Annotated in this window: 17 protein-coding genes and 1 pseudogene; 7 read left to right on the plus strand and 11 right to left on the minus strand. The window is 73.7% G+C overall.

The genetic code is table 11. The features are described from left to right. Positions 1-541, minus strand: a pseudogene (locus CG736_RS30560) (M56 family peptidase); the annotation flags it as partial. Continuing rightward, a complete protein-coding gene (locus tag CG736_RS30565) occupies positions 538-906 on the minus strand; it encodes a BlaI/MecI/CopY family transcriptional regulator (RefSeq protein ID WP_100589389.1) in 369 nt (122 codons plus the stop codon). The pseudogene CG736_RS30560 and the gene CG736_RS30565, both read right to left, overlap by 4 nt. A 190-nt stretch (positions 907-1,096) precedes the next feature. On the opposite strand from CG736_RS30565, the gene CG736_RS30570 reads away from it, so the two are divergent. The 4 genes from CG736_RS30570 (at position 1,097) to CG736_RS30585 (ending at position 4,972) form a co-directional block, all read left to right on the plus strand. Then, positions 1,097-1,735, plus strand: a complete 639-nt coding sequence (locus CG736_RS30570; RefSeq protein WP_100589390.1) for a phosphatase PAP2 family protein — start codon at positions 1,097-1,099, stop codon at positions 1,733-1,735. A gap of 96 nt (positions 1,736-1,831) precedes the next feature. Beyond that, complete coding sequence (locus CG736_RS30575) at positions 1,832-2,953, plus strand: TIGR03364 family FAD-dependent oxidoreductase (protein WP_100589391.1); 1,122 nt, start codon at positions 1,832-1,834, stop codon at positions 2,951-2,953. Between the two features lie 34 nt (positions 2,954-2,987). Beyond that, positions 2,988-3,668, plus strand: a complete 681-nt coding sequence (locus tag CG736_RS30580; RefSeq protein WP_100589392.1) for a phosphonatase-like hydrolase — start codon at positions 2,988-2,990, stop codon at positions 3,666-3,668. A gap of 92 nt (positions 3,669-3,760) precedes the next feature. Continuing rightward, complete coding sequence (locus tag CG736_RS30585; RefSeq protein ID WP_100589393.1) at positions 3,761-4,972, plus strand: glycoside hydrolase family 3 N-terminal domain-containing protein; 1,212 nt, start codon at positions 3,761-3,763, stop codon at positions 4,970-4,972. A 58-nt stretch (positions 4,973-5,030) separates the two neighbouring features. Here the strand turns inward: CG736_RS30585 and CG736_RS30590 are convergent, their stop codons facing one another. From CG736_RS30590 to CG736_RS30625, 8 genes are all read right to left on the minus strand, one after another. After that, positions 5,031-5,597 (minus strand): DUF6584 family protein, encoded by a 567-nt coding sequence (locus CG736_RS30590; protein WP_100589394.1) that lies wholly within the window; start codon positions 5,595-5,597, stop codon positions 5,031-5,033. A gap of 64 nt (positions 5,598-5,661) precedes the next feature. Then, positions 5,662-6,174, minus strand: coding sequence for a DUF6584 family protein (locus CG736_RS30595; protein WP_100589395.1), 513 nt, complete (start codon positions 6,172-6,174; stop codon positions 5,662-5,664). A 52-nt stretch (positions 6,175-6,226) separates the two neighbouring features. Further along, a complete protein-coding gene (locus CG736_RS30600) occupies positions 6,227-6,547 on the minus strand; it encodes a multidrug efflux SMR transporter (protein WP_100589396.1) in 321 nt (106 codons plus the stop codon). Next, entirely contained in the window at positions 6,547-7,215 is a 669-nt protein-coding gene (locus tag CG736_RS30605) for an HAD family phosphatase (protein WP_100589397.1), read from the minus strand. Before CG736_RS30605 ends, CG736_RS30600 begins: the two co-directional genes overlap by 1 nt. Before the next feature lie 233 nt (positions 7,216-7,448). Then, positions 7,449-8,516 carry an ABC transporter ATP-binding protein gene (locus CG736_RS30610; RefSeq protein WP_100589398.1) on the minus strand — a complete coding sequence of 356 codons (1,068 nt, stop codon included), beginning with the start codon at positions 8,514-8,516 and terminating at the stop codon, positions 7,449-7,451. A 22-nt stretch (positions 8,517-8,538) separates the two neighbouring features. Beyond that, on the minus strand, positions 8,539-9,366 hold the full coding sequence (locus CG736_RS30615; RefSeq protein WP_198520667.1) for an ABC transporter permease: 828 nt from the start codon (positions 9,364-9,366) through the stop codon (positions 8,539-8,541). After that, the gene (locus CG736_RS30620) at positions 9,354-10,313 is read right to left on the minus strand and encodes an ABC transporter permease subunit (RefSeq protein ID WP_100589399.1); all 960 of its coding nucleotides are present in this window, start codon (positions 10,311-10,313) and stop codon (positions 9,354-9,356) included. Before CG736_RS30620 ends, CG736_RS30615 begins: the two co-directional genes overlap by 13 nt. Before the next feature lie 8 nt (positions 10,314-10,321). Then, positions 10,322-11,488, minus strand: a complete 1,167-nt coding sequence (locus tag CG736_RS30625; protein ID WP_100589400.1) for an ABC transporter substrate-binding protein — start codon at positions 11,486-11,488, stop codon at positions 10,322-10,324. Positions 11,489-11,777: 289 nt separating this feature from the next. Between CG736_RS30625 and CG736_RS30630 the strand changes: the two genes are divergently transcribed. Both CG736_RS30630 and CG736_RS30635 read left to right on the plus strand, forming a co-directional pair. Beyond that, positions 11,778-12,545 carry a GntR family transcriptional regulator gene (locus CG736_RS30630; RefSeq protein ID WP_043910058.1) on the plus strand — a complete coding sequence of 256 codons (768 nt, stop codon included), beginning with the start codon at positions 11,778-11,780 and terminating at the stop codon, positions 12,543-12,545. 43 nt (positions 12,546-12,588) lie between these two features. Further along, complete coding sequence (locus tag CG736_RS30635; protein WP_100589401.1) at positions 12,589-12,993, plus strand: RidA family protein; 405 nt, start codon at positions 12,589-12,591, stop codon at positions 12,991-12,993. Here CG736_RS30635 and CG736_RS30640 read toward each other — a convergent pair. Then, positions 12,990-13,193 (minus strand): hypothetical protein, encoded by a 204-nt coding sequence (locus CG736_RS30640; RefSeq protein WP_100589402.1) that lies wholly within the window; start codon positions 13,191-13,193, stop codon positions 12,990-12,992. The genes CG736_RS30635 and CG736_RS30640 overlap by 4 nt on opposite strands. 115 nt (positions 13,194-13,308) lie before the next feature. On the opposite strand from CG736_RS30640, the gene CG736_RS30645 reads away from it, so the two are divergent. Next, positions 13,309-15,627, plus strand: coding sequence for a SpoIIE family protein phosphatase (locus tag CG736_RS30645; RefSeq protein WP_100589403.1), 2,319 nt, complete (start codon positions 13,309-13,311; stop codon positions 15,625-15,627). The last annotated feature ends 183 nt before the right edge of the window (positions 15,628-15,810 follow it).

Genomic DNA, 15,810 nt, shown 5'->3' on the forward strand with positions numbered 1-15,810 from the left:
CGAGCAGCGCGGCCCGCTCGGGGGCGCTGAGCGCGGCCAGCATGCCGGTGGTGGCGACGATCCGCGGCGGGCGGCCGGGCAGCGCGTAGGCGTCGGCGCGGTCGTCGTCGAGCACGGTGAGCGCGGTGGCCGGGCCGGTGCGGCGCAGTCGTTCGCGCAGGCCGACGGGGGCGTCGCCGATGGCGCGGCGGGCCCGGCGCAGGTCGGCGAGCTGGTGGTGGGCGGTGCGGCCGGCGAGCGCGCCGATCAGCAGCAGGGCGAGCACGGCGGCGGTGGCGGCGGGCGCCCACTGCGTCCCGGTCAGCGCGTCGGGCAGGCGGTGGGCGGGGGAGAAGTGGGCGAGGGCGGCGGCGTACGGCAGGTGCAGCAGGCCGGTGACGGCGAGCAGGCCGAGCGAGGCCAGCGCGGCGGTGCCGAGCGCGGCGGCGGTGGCGGCCAGGGTGAGCGCGGCGGCGCGCGGGGCGAGCTGCTCGGCGAGCCGGCGGGCCAGCGGGGCGGCGAGCAGCGGCAGCAGCAGCGGGATCCAGACGGCGAGGGTCACGGTTGGTCCCCGAGCAGGTCGCGCAGCAGTCGCTCGTCCTCGTCGGACAGGTCGGAGACGAATCGGGCGAGGACGGTGGAGCGGTCGCGGCCGCGGTCGAGCTCGGTGCGCATCCGGCGGGCGGCGAGGCCGTCGGCGTCCTGGACGGTGGGGGTGTAGGCGAAGGACCGGCCGGCCTTGCTGCGGGCGACGGTGCCCTTCTCGTGCAGCCTGGCCAGGATGGTGGCGACCGTGGTGCGGGCCAGGTCGGCGTCGACGGCGTCCTGCACCTGCTGGGGGGTGAGCGGGGCGCCGGCGGCCCAGAGGGCGGCGAGCACCTGGGCCTCGAGCTCTCCTGCCGGGCGACGGGCGGGTGAATCCGTCATGTCGCGCGAACCTCCGGGATTCGTCTACAGTCCTGTCGATCGACGTCTACAACACTGTAGACGCACGGGGGCGGCCCGCGATCGGCCACCCCCCACGGTAACGGGAGGTCCGCCAGCCTTGCCCCAGTCACTCCTGCTCGGAACCGCGAACGAGCCGTCCGCGGTGTCCGTTCTGGTACATGTTGTCCCTGTGACTCCGAACGTTCATCCCTACGCCCGCCTGCTCGCCTACGACGGCAGCGGCATCGACGGCAGCCTCTACACCCGGATCACCGAGTGGGCCGAGTCCGCCCCGCACTGGTTCGACCAGCTGACCAAGGAGTGGTCCGCGTACGGCCTCGCGGTGTTCGCGCTGCTGATGGTGTGGGGCTGGTGGCGGGCCCGGGCCGCCGACTCGGTGATGATGGCCCGGGTGCTGGCCTCGCCGCTGATCGTGGTGGCCGCGTACCTGGTCAACTCGGTCTTCAAGGGGATCGTCGAGGAGAACCGGCCCTGCCAGCAGATCCCGGGCAGCTTCACCATCGAGGCCTGCCCGGCCCCCGGCGACTGGTCCTTCCCCAGCAACCACACGGTGATCGCGTTCGCCGCCGCCGCCGCGCTCTGGTACGCCGACCGCCGGCTCGGCTGGATCGGCCTGCTCGCCGCCGTGCTGATGGGCGCCTCCCGGGTCTGGGTCGGCGCGCACTACCCGCACGACGTGGCCGTGGCCGCGGTGGTCGGCGTCCTGGTGGCGCTCCCGCTGGCCGCGCTGGCCGGCCGGGCCGCACCGCTGGTCGACCGGCTGCGCACCGGCCCGCTCGGCCCCGTGCTCGGCGCCGGAGTGGCGTAGCCGCGCGCAGGTTGTATGGACAACTCTTGCGGGCGGTTCACCTGCCCGACGAGAGCCGGACGACCTGCGGCCACCTCGACGCCCGAGCCTGTCCGCATGAAGGTAATCGTCGTAGGAGCAGGCGTGCTGGGCACCATGCACGCCTGGCAGGCCGTCGAGCGCGGCCACGAGGTCGTCCACCTGGAGCGCGAGGCCGAGGCGCGCGGCGCCTCGGTCCGCAACTTCGGACTGGTCTGGGTCAGCGGCCGCGCCGCCGGTGAGGAACTCGAGGTCGCGCTGCGCGCCCGCGAACTGTGGGAGCAGATCGGCGCCCGCGTCCCCGGCCTGTGGTTCCGCCCCAACGGCTCGCTCACGCTGGCCCGCACCGAGGCCGAGCTGGCCGTCGCCGAGGCCGCCGTGCAGCTGCCCGACGCCGCCGCCCGCGGCTACCGGCTGCTGGACGCCGACCAGGTCCGCGCCGTCAACCCGGCGCTGCGCGGCAGCTTCCTCGGCGGCCTGCACTGCACCCGCGACGGCGCCGTCGAGTCCCGGGTCGCCCAGCCCGCGCTGCGCGCCGCGCTGGAGGCCACCGGCCGCTACACCTTCCTGCCCGGACGCGAGGTCCGCGAGGTGGTCGGCGCCGCCGCCGTCCGCGACGACCACGGGCAGCTGCACCAGGGCGACCAGGTGATCCTGTGCACCGGCGCCTGGCTCGGCGGCCTGGTCCGCGAACTCGCCCCCGACCTGCCGGTGCGCCGGGTGCGCCTGCAGATGATGCAGACCGACCCGCTGGACGAGACCCTCACCACCTCGGTCGCCGACGGCGACTCGTTCCGCTACTACCCCGCCTTCGCCGGCCCCGAGCTGGACGCGCTGCGCGCCTCCCAGCCGCAGCCGCCGGTCGCCGCCGAGCACAAGATGCAGCTGCTGATGGTCCAGCGCAAGGACGGCGGCCTCACCGTCGGCGACACCCACGAGTACGACCAGCCGTTCGGCTTCGACGTGGTCGAGGACCCGTACGAGCACGTCGCCGAGGTCGCCGAGGCGCTGCTCGGCCGGCCGCTGCCGAAGATCCGCCGCCGCTGGGCCGGCGTCTACGCCCAGTGCCTGGACAGCACCCGGGTGGTGCACCGCCAGCAGGTCGCCGAGGGCACCTGGCTGGTCACCGGCCCCGGCGGGCGCGGCATGACCTGCTCGCCCGCGATCGCCGAGACCACGGCGAACCTCGCCGGCCTCTGAGCCTCCCCCTCCCGTTCGACTGCAAGGGCAGAACATGACCACGCACGATGTGTCCCTGGTGGTGCTCGACATGGCCGGCACCACCGTCGCCGACGACGGCCTGGTGGAGCTCGCCTTCGAGGCCGCCGCCCGTTCCCAGGGCGTCGAGCCCGGCAGCCCCGAGCACGCCACGATGCTGGCGCACGTCCGCGCCACCATGGGCGAGTCCAAGATCTCGGTGTTCCGTCACCTGTTCGGCGCCGAGGACCGCGCCCGGGCCGCCAACCTGGCCTTCGAGGCCGGCTACGACAGCCTGGTCGGCCAGGGCCGCTGCGAGGCGCTGCCCGGCGCCGCCGAGGCGATCGCCGAGCTGCGCGGCCGGGGCCGGAAGGTCGTCCTCACCACCGGCTTCTCCCGGACCACCCAGGACAGCATCCTCGCGGCCCTCGGCTGGCAGGACATCGCCGACCTGACGCTGTGCCCCGCCGACGCGGGCCGCGGCCGCCCCTACCCCGACATGGTGCTCACCGCGCTGCTGCGCACCCGCACCGACTCGGTCCGGCAGATCGCGGTGGCCGGCGACACCGGCTACGACATGCTCACCGGCACCCGGGCGGGCGCGTCCGTGGTGGCGGGCGTGCTCACCGGCGCCCACGACGAGGCCCGGCTGCGCGCCGACGGCGCCACCCACGTGCTGGGCTCGATCGCCGAGCTGCCCGCGGTGCTGCTCGGCTGACGCCGCGTCAATGCTCCGTACGGCCCCGGGGCGGCGACGCCCCGGGGCCGCTGGTGCTGGCTCCCGGCGTATTGACGTGCTTATCTGACGGTATGTCGCTCTCACTGAGGTCGGTCGGCCTGCTCGCTCTCGGCCTGACGCTGCTCACCGCCTGCGGATCGCCCGGCGCCGGCGGCAGCAGCCCGTCGCCGGCCCCCGCGACCACCGACGCCGCGCCGACCGAGAGCCCCCTGCCCGCAAGCCCGTCGCCGAGCCCGACGACCAGCCCCGAGCCGACGCCGTCCCCCACCGCCGGAGCGAACTCCGCCGACCTCGCCGGGCAGCGGATCGTCTACTCCTACCCCGGCACCACCCCGCCCGCCGCGCTGCTGCAACGCATCCGCGAGGGCCGGGTGGCCGGGGTGATCTTCTTCGCCGAGAACGTCGGCAGCGACCCGTCAGTGCTGCGCACCGCCGTCAACCAGCTGCGGCAGGCCGAACAGCAGAGCCCGCACCCCCGGCCGCTGCTGCTGATGACCGATCAGGAGGGCGGCCTGGTCCGACGGCTGCCCGGCGGGCCCGCGCAGTCCGCGAAGGACGTCGGCCGCGCCGCCGATCCGACCGCCGCGGCCACGGCCACCGGCAACCAGGCCGCCGCGACGCTCGCCGGCTTCGGACTGAACCTCAACCTGGCGCCCGTGCTCGACGTCTACCGCACCCCCGGCGACTTCGCCGACAGCGCCCAGCGCTCCTACAGCACCGACCCCGCGGTCGTCGGCACGCTCGGCTCCGCCTTCATCAAGGCCCAGCAGGGCGCGGGCGTCGCCGCCACCGCCAAGCACTTCCCGGGCCTCGGCAGCGCTCCCGCCGGCGCCAACACCGACGAGGAGCCCGTCACCCTCACCGTCCCGCTCAACCAGCTGCGCAGCGTCGACGAACGGCCCTACCGGGACGCGGTCGCCGCCGGCGTCGACCTGGTGATGCTGGCCTGGGCGATCTACCCCGCGCTCGACCCCGGCACCCCCGCCGGCCTGTCCGGCACCGTCGTCCACGACGAGCTCCGCACCCGCCTGAACTACCAGGGCGTCACCGTCACCGACGCCCTGGAGGCCAAGGCCCTCGACCCCGTCGGCGGCACCGACAAGCGCGCCCTCGCCGTCGCCCGGGCCGGGGTCGACCTGATCCTCTGCTCCGCCCGCGACGTCGGCCAGGGCGACCAGGCCGCCGCGGCCCTGGCGGGCGCGCTGGACTCCGGGGACCTCGACCGCGACGAGTTCACCGCCTCCGCGGACCGGGTGGACGCGCTGCGGGACTCGCTCAAGTAGCGGACGGCGCAGGAGGTTTGAGGCAGCCCCGAACACCCGGCCGGCCTTCCGGTGGGCGTCAACCGAGTTGGTGCTGGACCAGCGCGATCAGGGCCACCCCGGCGGCGATGAACAGCGTCAGTCGGAACGCGGCGACATGCATCGGCATCTCGGGCGGGCGCGGCGCGAACCGGGGGACCGGCGCCCGGTACACGGGCTGCCGTGGCATCGGACGCGGCGGCAGGGGCGGGGCGACCGTCGCCGCGTCGTCCGGGTGGTCCGGCCAGTCCGGCTGCCGGCCGGTGGCCTGCCGGTGCAGGGCGGCGAGACGGCGGCGGGCGAGCGGGGTCGCCGGCGGGATGTGCTCGGGGTCGGGCCAGTGCAGGACGGCCAGGCGCCGGGCCGGGGCGCGGAACCGGCGTTCGAAGGCGGCGAGTTCGTCGGCGGTCAGCGACTCGTCCAGGTAGTTCCACCGGCCCGACTCGTCGAGGCAGTGGATCCAGCGGTACGACCCGGCGAGGCGGTGACGGACGGCCAGGTCGGTCGGGCGGCTCTCCAGCAGGCCGCGCAGTCGGCGCCGGGCCAGGCCGAGCCGACCCTCGCGCAGGTCCGTCTCGGCCTTGGCCAGGGTGGATTCGACGCTCATGACGGTGATCGTTCCGGGCGGGCGGACGAGGCGTCAACCGGCTTTCCGGCGCCGGCCCGTCCCGTCACAGGAGCCATCGGACGGTGGTGACCGCGCCGATCACGGCCAGCGCGAGGAGGACGGCCGCGACGGCCAGGCAGCAGGGCAGGAGGAAGTCCCGCGGCTCGTCCTTCGGGACCTTGTCCGCCGCGGCGATGTACAGATCGGTCCAGGCGACGGGGCCGCCGTCGCCGCCGACGGCCGTCCCGCGGAGGGCGGCGAGCCGGGCCCGGGCCGTCTCCGTCGGGGCGTGGTCCTCGGGGGCGCGCCAGCACAGGGCGATCATCCGGCGCAGCGGATCCGGGTGCCGGGCCTCGAACGCCGCGGTCTCCGCCGGGTCGGCGGACTCGTCCAGGTAGTTCCAGCGCCCCGCCTCGGCCGGCTCGCCGTACAGGCGGTACACGGCGGCCAGTCGGCGACGCACCGTCAGGTCGGTCGGGTAGTGCTCGACCAGGCTGCGCAGCCGCTGCCGGGCCATCGGGACGCGGCCCGCCGCGAGATCGGCGTCGGCGCGGGCGAGGGCGGTGTGCAGCGGCATGCAGGGATGCTCGTCGACCGGCGGCGCGGCGGTCAATCCGGGGGTGCGCAGCTCAGTGGGTGGAGCGGAGGTTGAGCAGGACCACGCCGGCGATCACCAGGGCGATGCCGCACCACTGCAGCCGGCCCAGGGACTCGCCGAAGAAGGTGGCGCCGATGGCCGCCACGGCGGCCGTGCCCGCGCCGGACCAGACGGCGTAGGCGACGGAGACCGGTATGTGCTTGAGGGCGCGGCCCAGCAGGTAGAACGACAGCACGTAGCCGGCGCCGACGGCGAGGCTGGGCCACAGCCGGGAGAAGCCGTCGGTCAGCTTCAGCAGGCTGGTGGCGCAGACCTCGCTGGCTATCGCGAGCGCGAGCAGCAGGTACGGCATCAGGACGCCGGGCCGGCGGTGAGGGCGCCGAGGAACGCGAGATCGGCGTGTTCGAGGCTGTCCAGCACGGTGATGCCGTCGGCGGCCGGGATCGGGACGGTCGACGGCACCGCGAGGACGGCGCAGCCGGCGGCGCGGGCGGAGGCGACACCGGTCGGGGTGTCCTCGACGGCGACGCAGGCGGCCGGGGCGAGACCGAGGCGCTCGGCGGCGGCCAGGTACGGGTCCGGCGCGGGCTTGGTGCGGGGGGTGTCCTCGGCGGCGAGCGTGGTGGCGAACCAGTGCGGACCGAGAGCGTTCAGGACGAGATCGACGACGCGGCGCGGGGACGCGGACACCAGCGCGGCGGGGACCCGTGCCTCCCGGAGCGCGGCGAGCAGGGCGAGCGCACCCGGGCGGGGGACGATCTCGGCCTCGACCTTGGCGGCGAACGCATTGTTCAGGTGCTCGACCAGATCGGCCTCGGGGCGGCAGGTGAGGCTGCTGCGGTGCAGGTGGGCGGCGGTGTGCTCGACGGCCTGGCCGAGGACCTCCGGGAGGTCGGCGTCGGTGAGGGTGAGGTCGAGCTCGGCGGCGAGTTCGGCTGCGGCCTGCCACCAGAGGTGCTCGGTGTCGACCAGGGTGCCGTCCATGTCGAACAGGACGGCGGCGGGGCGGGATGCAGGCATGGCGGTACCTTACGTGGGCTCATCGGGCGACGGGGCGCAGGGGCGTTGGGCGGTGCACCCGGCTGTCGGCGGGCGGCTGCGGCGTGCGGTCCTCCGCTTCGCGCAGTTCCCCACGCCCCTGGCGGGGCACGGGACTTCAGTGGCGCCGACCTTCGTGGGCCCGGGACTTCGGAGTGCCGGGCCGTCCGGCCCGGAGGGCGACGTCTCTCCGACCGGGCGCGAGTCGCCGTCCGTCAGGACCTGCGGTCGACGAGGACCGGGCGGTCGGGGAGGGTGAGGCCGGCGTGGGTGCCGAGGGGGAGGGCGCCGGCGGTCTCGGTGGGGAGGTCGGACTTGATCTCGGTGCCGTCGGGGAGGCGGACGGTGAGGCGGGTGACGGCGCCGAGGAAGGAGGCGGCGATCACCTGGGCGGGGCCGTCCGCCGCGGGGGCGAGCTCGACGTTCTCGGGGCGGACCAGGACGTCCAGGTCGCCGTCGGCGGGGAGGTCGCCGTCCACGGGGTGGCGGCGGCCGAGCACCTCGACCCGGCCGTCGGCCGTGCGCACGCACGGGATGCGGCTCATGGTGCCGACGAACTCGGCGACGAACGCGGTGGCCGGCCGCGAGTACAGCTCGGAGGGCGTCGCGCACTGTTCGAGCCGTCCGGCGCGCAGCACGGCGACCCGGTCGGCCATCGAGAGGGCCTCCTCCTGGTCGTGCGTCACGAACAGGGTGGTGATGCCGAGTTCCTGCTGGAGGCGGCGGATCTCCTCGCGCAGCGAGAGGCGGACCTTCGCGTCGAGCGCGGAGAGCGGCTCGTCGAGGAGCAGCACGCGGGGCTGGAGGGCGAGGGCGCGGGCCAGGGCGATGCGCTGCTGCTGGCCGCCGGACATCTGGTGCGGGTAGTGCTCGGCGCGCTGCGGCAGGCCGACGAGTTCCAGCAACTCCTGGGCGCGCCGACGGCGTTCGGCCTTGGCGACGCCGCGCATGCGCAGGCCGAAGGCGACGTTGTCGGCGGCGGTGAGGTGCGGGAAGAGGCTGTAGGACTGGAACACCATGCCGGCGTCGCGCTTGTGGGCGGGGATCCGGGTGATGTCCTCGCCGTCGACCAGGACCTCGCCGGAGTCGTGGGTCTCGAACCCGGCGAGGATGCGCAGCGCGGTGGTCTTGCCGCAGCCGGACGGGCCGAGCAGGGCGAGGAGTTCGCCCGGCTCGACCGTCAGGTCGAGGCCGTCGAGGGCGGTGGTGGTGCCGAACTGCCGCCGCAGCGAGCGGAATTCGACGGTGGCGCTGGTGGTGGGGGCGACGGTGGCGGTGCTCATGGGTGGTGGTCTCCGGGGAGGCTCAGGAGGCGGTGGCGGTCTTGTGGCGGCGCTCGCGGCCGGCGGCGGCCAGCAGGAGCAGCAGCACCCAGGTGATCAGCAGGCTGAGCACGGACACCGCGACGGACATCTGGCCCTGGCTGTTGCCGACCGAGTAGATCCACACGGCGAAGGGCTGGTAGCCGAGGATCGAGGCGGTGGTGAACTCGCCGAGGACCAGGGCCAGGGTGAGGAAGGAGGCGTTCAGCAGCGCGCCGCGCAGGTTCGGCAGGATCACCGAGAACACGGCCCGGGGCCAGCTCGCGCCGCAGTTGCGGGCGGCCTCGACCAGGGTGCGGACGTCCACGGCGCGCAGGCCGGAGTCCAGGGCACGGTAGGCGAGCGGCAGTGCCATCAGCACGTAGGCGATCACCAGGACCAGCGGGAACTGCGGCTGCTGGATGAACACGAAGGTCTGGAAGAACGGGGTGTCCATCAGGTAGTCCGGGCCCCAGCGGAGCACGCCGATCAGGCCGGCGGTCAGGGCGACCGGCGGCACCACCAGCGGCAGGGTGCAGACCACTTCGAGCACCGGGCGGAGCTTCGGCGAGCCGAGCCGGACCGCGATCATCGCGGGCACCAGCAGGAGCAGCAGCACCACCACGGTGACGACGGCGAGTTCCAGGGTGAGGACCAGGCTGTCGGTGAAGCCGGGGGCGGACAGCAGGCCGGTGTAGGCGTCGAAGGAGATGCCGTTGACATCGTCGATCGAGAACCACACCGAGGCGGCCATCGGGATCAGGAAGTACAGGCCGGCCAGCAGCAGGACCGCCCCGCGCCAGACCCGCAGACGGGAGATCAGCTGAGCCATCGGGCACTCCGGCGCTGGAGGGGCAGGTAGACGGCCATCACCAGGACGGCGACGATGATCATGTCCAGGCTGAGCGCCAGCGCCAGGTTGCCCTGGCCGACCAGTACGTTGCCGGACAGCGCGTCGGCGATCTGACGGCTGATCAGCGGGACGGTGGCGCCGACCATCGCGGCGGCGGTGGCGTACGCGGCGAACGCCGAGCCGAACAGCAGCACGAAGCCGCCGAGCAGCGAGGGGAACAGGATCGGCAGCGCGACGTGCCGCCAGTACTGGAGGCCGGTGGCCCGGTTGTTCTGGGCGGCCTCGCGCCACTGGACCCGCAGGCCCTCCAGGGCAGGAGTGATGGTGAGCACCATCAGCGGCACCAGGAAGTACAGGTAGGCGACGGTCAGGCCGGTGAAGCTGTACAGCGACCAGCCGTGGTCGGTCAGGTGGAACATCTTGGTCAGCTCGCCGGCGTTGCCGAGGGTGGCGACGAAGGCGAACGCCAGCGGCAGGCCGCCGAAGTTGGCGAGCACGCCGGAGGCGGTCAGCACCGCCTCGCGCAGCATCCGGAACCGGGAGGTGAGCACCGCCTGGGCGATCGGCACGCCGACCGCGGTGCCGATCAGCGCGGTGAGCGCGGACAGCTTGATGCTGGACAGCAGCGCCGTCCAGTAGGCGCCCTGCACCGAGTCGGTGACGTTGGCGGTGGTGAACGAGCCCGCGCCGGTCTCCGCGTCGCTGGAGACGGTGAACGCCCCGGTGACGATGGCGACGGCCGGCAGGCCGAAGCCGATCAGGAAGAACAGCAGCAGTGGGACGGTGGCCAGCCAGGACTTGCCGCGCAGCAGGCGGCGTCCGGCGGGCTCGGGGGTGGGGGCGGTGGTGGCGGTGCCGGTGGCCACCGGGCCGCCGCTGAGGTCAGCGGCGGCCGGGGCCGGCACCGGGGTGGGAGCCGTGGTCATGTCGGTGATCAGCCCGCGATCGCCTTGGCCCAGTTCTCGGTCACGACCTTCTTGGCCGCGTCGATCTGCTCCGAGCTGGGGAAGGTGGTGAACGGCTTCTCGACGACCGGCAGCTTGGCCGCGGCGGCCGCGTCCAGGGAGCCGTCCTTCTTCATGGCGTCGAACAGCGCCGGGGTGGCGTAGCCGCCCATGAAGCCGTTCTGGCCCTCGACCGAGTACAGGTACTCCATCCACAGGCGGGCGGCCGCCGGGTGCGGGGCGTCCTTGTTGATGGCCTGGTTGTAGAACTGGGCGTAGGAGCCGTCGGAGGGGATCGACACCTTCCAGTCGATGCCCTTGCCCTTGAACTCGTCGGTGTAGCCGGCGTTCAGGTACGACCAGTCGATCGAGATCGGGGTCTCGCCCTTCTCGACGGTCGCCGGGGTGGACTCCACCGGGTTGAAGTTGCCGGACTGCTTCAGCTTGGCGAAGAAGTCGATGCCGGGCTGGATGTTGTCCAGCGAACCGCCGTTGGCGAGCGCGGCCGCGTACACGCCGCCGAACGCCGAACCGGACTTGGTCGGGTTGCCGTTCAGCGCGACCTGGCCCTTGTACTCGGGCTTGAGCAGGTCGGCGAAGGTCTTCGGGCAGTTGGCGACCTTCTTGGCGTCGCAGCCGATCGAGACGTAGCCGCCGTAGTCGTTGACCCGCAGACCGGCCGGGTCCTTCATGGTGTCCGGGATCTTGTCGAAGCCCGCGACCTTGTACGGGGCGAGGAGGCCCTCCTTGGCGGCGGACAGCGCGAACGCCGAGCCCAGGTCGAGGGTGTCGGGCGCACGGTCCTGGCCCTTGCGGGACTTGACCGCGTTGATCTCGTCCTGGCTGGAGCCGTCCGGGTTCTCGTCCTCGATCTCGATGCCGTACTTCGCCTTGAAGTCGTCCATCAGCTTGCCGTAGTTGGCCCAGTCGCGGGGGAGGGTGATGACGTGCAGCTTGCCCTCCTTCTTCGCGGCGGCGACCAGGCCGTCCATGCCGCCGAAGTCGGCGAGCGAGGTGGCGGTCCTGGCGTTGCCCGAACCGCCCTTGGCGTCGCCGGACTTGGCGGTCGAGCCGGCGGAGCCGCAGGCGGAGAGGGAGAGCGCGGCAGCGGTCAGCACGGCCGCGAGGGCGGCGGCGCGGTGGCGGTGCACGGTCACGGGGAGGTCTCCTGGAGGAAGGGGAGCTGCAGAGATCACGAGAAGGCGTTCGGTGCGAAGCGCGGCATGTCGCGGCCAAGTTGGCCAGCCAACTTCCGTCGCCCGAGGTAAGTACGCCCGAGGCCGGTGACGGGAAAGTGAACGGACGGCCCAGTACAGGGGGCGGCTGTCGGAACGGTCGCGCCCGACGCCGGACGGTGCGGCGGCAGCGGCTACAGTCAATGGTGTACGCGCGATCACGCCGCGGACACAGCCCAATCTCCTTACCAGCCAAGGGAACTCGACGCACGTGGCACTCGAACAGGACAGCGGGGCCGGCTCGCTCTACCGCAAGGTGGCCGCCGACCTGCGCGAAGCGATCACCTCCGGCTCGTTCGGCGACGCCGGACGGCTGCCGGCGGAGGGCGCCCTCGCCGAGCAGTACGGCGTCTCCCGGGGCACCGTCCGTCAGGCCCTCGCCCTGCTGCGCGCCGACGGACTGGTCACCTCCCGCCGCGGCACCCGCCGGGTCGTCCTCGGCAGCGCCCGCGTCCAGTCCTTCTCCGAGCTGCTCTCCTTCACCCACTGGGCCCGCTCCATGGGCGAGGAGCCCGGCGGCCGGCTGGAGTCCATCGTCCGCCGCCCCGCCGACGCCGCCGAACGCGAACAACTGCGCCTCGACCCCGGCGCCGAGGTGTACGCGATGCTCCGGCTGCGCACCCTGTCCGGCACCCCCGTCATGGTCGAACGCACCGTCTACCCGCCCCGGGTCGGCGAACTCGTCGCCCAACTGCCGCCCGACGCCGTCTCGCACACCGAACCGCTGCGCGAACACGGCATCCTGTTCAGCGACGCCGACCACACCATCGACGTGGTCGGCGCCAACGCCGACGACGCCCGGCTGCTCGGCTGCCGCCGCGGCAGCCCGCTGCTGCGCGAGAAGCGCCGCACCACCGACCCCACCGGCACCCCCGTCGAGTGGTCCCAGGACCGCTACCTGCCCGGGACGGTCGCCTTCTCGATCCACAACTCCCTTGCCTCGTCGGCGCTTTCGCGGCACGCCCGGGAGAGCGACTGATATTCGGATGCGGGCTGTCCGGTGCGCGGGCGACCATCGACGGATGACCGACATCTCTCGCATCAGCCCCGCCGAACTCCACTCCACCGCCGGCTACGCCCATATCACCGTCGTCGAGGCCGGCCGCACCGCGCAGCTGGCCGGCCAGTGCCCGCTGGACCGCGACGAGGCCCTGGTCGGCGAGGGCGACCTGTTCGCCCAGATCGACCAGGTGGTGGCCAACTCGCTCGTCGCCCTGGCCGCCGCCGGGGTCGGCCCGGATCGGGTGGTCCGCTCCGTGATCTACGTCGTCAGTGACCGGAGCGAGGTGCTCGGGGCCGCCTGGGCCCACCTCCAGGCCGGCCCGCTCGCCCCGGCGTTCGCCACCGCCAGCACGCTGCTCGGCGTCGCCGCGCTCGGCTACCGCGGCCAGTTGGTGGAGATCGACCTGACGGCGGCGCTGCCCTAGCTCCGGGACAGGACGGTGTCCGTCCAGCGGCGCAGTGAGGTGAGCAGTGCGCCCAGGCGCTGCATCCCGCCCGGGAACGCGGGCAGCACCAGGACGGCGGGCAGGCACGCCACGGTCACCAGGACCACGGGCACCAGGGCCAGGGACACGACCACTGCGCGCTGGCAGGCGGCCAGCTGTCGGACGACTCCGGTGAACATCAATGCGCCTTTCGCTGCGGACCGTTGAGGTTTTCTCCTACTGTTCGGTGCAGGCCGGGGTTGCACCAGGTGCAACGGATTGCCACTTCCCGGCAACGGTCGGGGAGAGGACTCCATGACGCTCGAACCGCAGGGCGGCGAGCCGGAGGTGGCGGCGTTCACCGCCTTCCTGGGGCAGTTGTTCCAGGGGCTGCGCATCTCGCTCACCCGCTACGCGGCTCGCTGCAACCGCGACAAGGGCAGCGTCTCGCGCTACTTCAGCGGGGCGCGGATCGCCCCGAAGGACTTCGTCGACGAGCTGCTGCGCCAGGTCGCCGAGACCACCGGGGAGTCCGTCACCCCCGAGGTCCAGGAACACGTCCACCGGCTGCGGATGGAGGCGTTGCGGGTCCGCAACGCCTCCCGGCACGAGGTCGAGCAGTTGCGGGACCGGCTGGGTGCGGCGGAGCGCGAACTCCAGTTGGCGGGCGTGCGGGAACGGCACCTGCTGCGCTCCCTGGAGGCGACGGAGGCGCAGGCGCAGCAGGCCGAGCAGCGCTATCGCCGGCTGGAAGCGGACCGGGCCGCCGCCCGCTACGGGGCCGGCGAGCTGGAGCGCTGGGCGGACGGGCCGGAGACCGAGCAGGTGCGGGAGGAACTGCGCTTCCTGAAGCGGGAGTTGGACCTGCTTCGGGCCGAGCTGGCGCGAGCCCAGACGCTTCGCCACGACGCGGAGGAGCAGTGCGTCCGCCTGGAGGCCCGCCTGTTGGCCGCCGAGGCCGCGTTGGCCACGCAACGGGCCCGCCATGAAAGGGAGTTCAGATACCGGGCGGAGCTGGAGTCGCCGGGCGCGGTGTTGACGCGGGAGTTCGCCCGCCGGGTCGGCACCACCGTGGACCTGGACACCACGGCCGCCGAGCTGTGCGAGGTGTTCGTGCCGGCCTGGGCCGACCTGGCCACGGTCTACCTGCGGACCTCCTTCGTCTTCGGCTCCCACCCGGAGGGCGAGCCGTCGGTGTGGACCTCCACCTTCCAGGTGGTCGGCCACGGCGGGGACAGCGTTCGCCTGCTCGGGCGGTCCCCACGGATGGGCGCGCTGCTGCGGATCGAGCCCGGCACTCCGGCCGGGCGCGCCCTGAAGGACGGTGAACCCGTGCTCGCCCCGGTGGACGAACGGCTGTCCGGGGCCGGCCCGGAGTCGTCGGTGCTGGCGCTCCCGCTGATGGTTCGGGGGCGGGTGTTCGGGGTGCTGCAACTGGTGCGGCTGTCGGGCCGAGCGCCGTTCGAGTCCGCCGACGTCCTCCTGCTGCACGGACTCGCCGAGCGCGGGGCGCTGCTGCTGGACAGCGCGCGGCTGCACCAGGCGGAAGCGCGGCTGGCCGAGGCCCTGCAGCGTTCGATGATCCCGCTCGACCCGCCCCGGATCGCCGGAGTGCGGACCGCCCACCAGTACCTGCCCGGCGATCGCAGGGCCGGGGTGGGCGGCGACTGGTTCGACGTCATCCAACTGGCCGGCAACCGGGTCGCCCTGGTGGTCGGCGACGTGATGGGCCACGGCCTGGAGGCCGCCCAGACGATGAGCCGGCTCCGCGCGGGGGTGCAGGCCTTCGCCCTGCTCGACGTACCGCCCGCACAACTGCTGCGCCACCTCGACGACCTGGTCCTGCGCCTCGGCGTCGCCCAGCCGGCCACCTGTCTCTACCTGGTGTACGACCCGATCGCCCGGCGGTGCGAGATGGCCTCGGCCGGCCATCTGCCCCCACTGCTGCGGCACCCGGACGGCAGCGTCGACTGGCTCGACCTGCCCTCCAACCTCCCGGTCGGGATCGGGGGGCTGCCGTTCGGCGCCGTCACGGTGGACGTCCCGGACGGATCCGTGCTGGTGCTCGGCTCCGACAACCTGCTCCCGCTGCGCGACTACGACGGGCTCGGGGAGTTCGCCGACCGCTGCGCCGACCTGATCGGGCCGGAGTCCACACCCGACCAGGTGTGCGAGGACCTGCTGAACGACCTGTCCGCGACGGCGCGCAGGGACGACCTCGCCCTCCTGGTGGTGGGGCTCGACGGCATCCCCGCGGACCGGGTGGCGCACTACGAACTGCCGGCCCGGGCCCGGGAGGTGCGGGCCGCCCGGCAGTTCGTCCGGGACCGGATCACCGACTGGGGCCTGGAGGTCGACGTCGACGCCGCCGAACTGCTGGCCGGCGAACTGATCGCCGACGCCGTACTGGTGGCCGGAGGACCGGTCAGGGTGCGTCTGGTGCACACCGACCGCCTGCTGGTCGAGGTCACCGACGACCACCACCGGCTCCCCGTCCTGGCGGTGGTCGACCCGCTCGACGAGGAGGCCGACCGCGGTCTGCTGATGGTGGCCTGGCGCGCCGACCGCTGGGGGGCCGAGCCCCGGGCCGGCGGGCGGACGGTGTGGTTCGAACTGTGGCCCCGGGGGCGCTAGGGCCGGTCCGGCAAGGTCGGTCGGACCGGCTCCGGCTCGTCGACTCCAGCAGTGGCTTCCAGTAGTTCTCCACCTCGCTTCCGGCGCCCGGTGCCACGGTGACCGGGGCCCGTCCGGCGGGACGCTCCGGACTCCCCGCGCGGAAAGGGCCGGCCGAATTCGTGTTTCCGACAACCGTGGAAG

The sequence above is a fragment of the Kitasatospora sp. CB02891 genome (assembly GCF_002803145.1).
Classification (GTDB): Bacteria; Actinomycetota; Actinomycetes; order Streptomycetales; family Streptomycetaceae; genus Kitasatospora; species Kitasatospora griseola.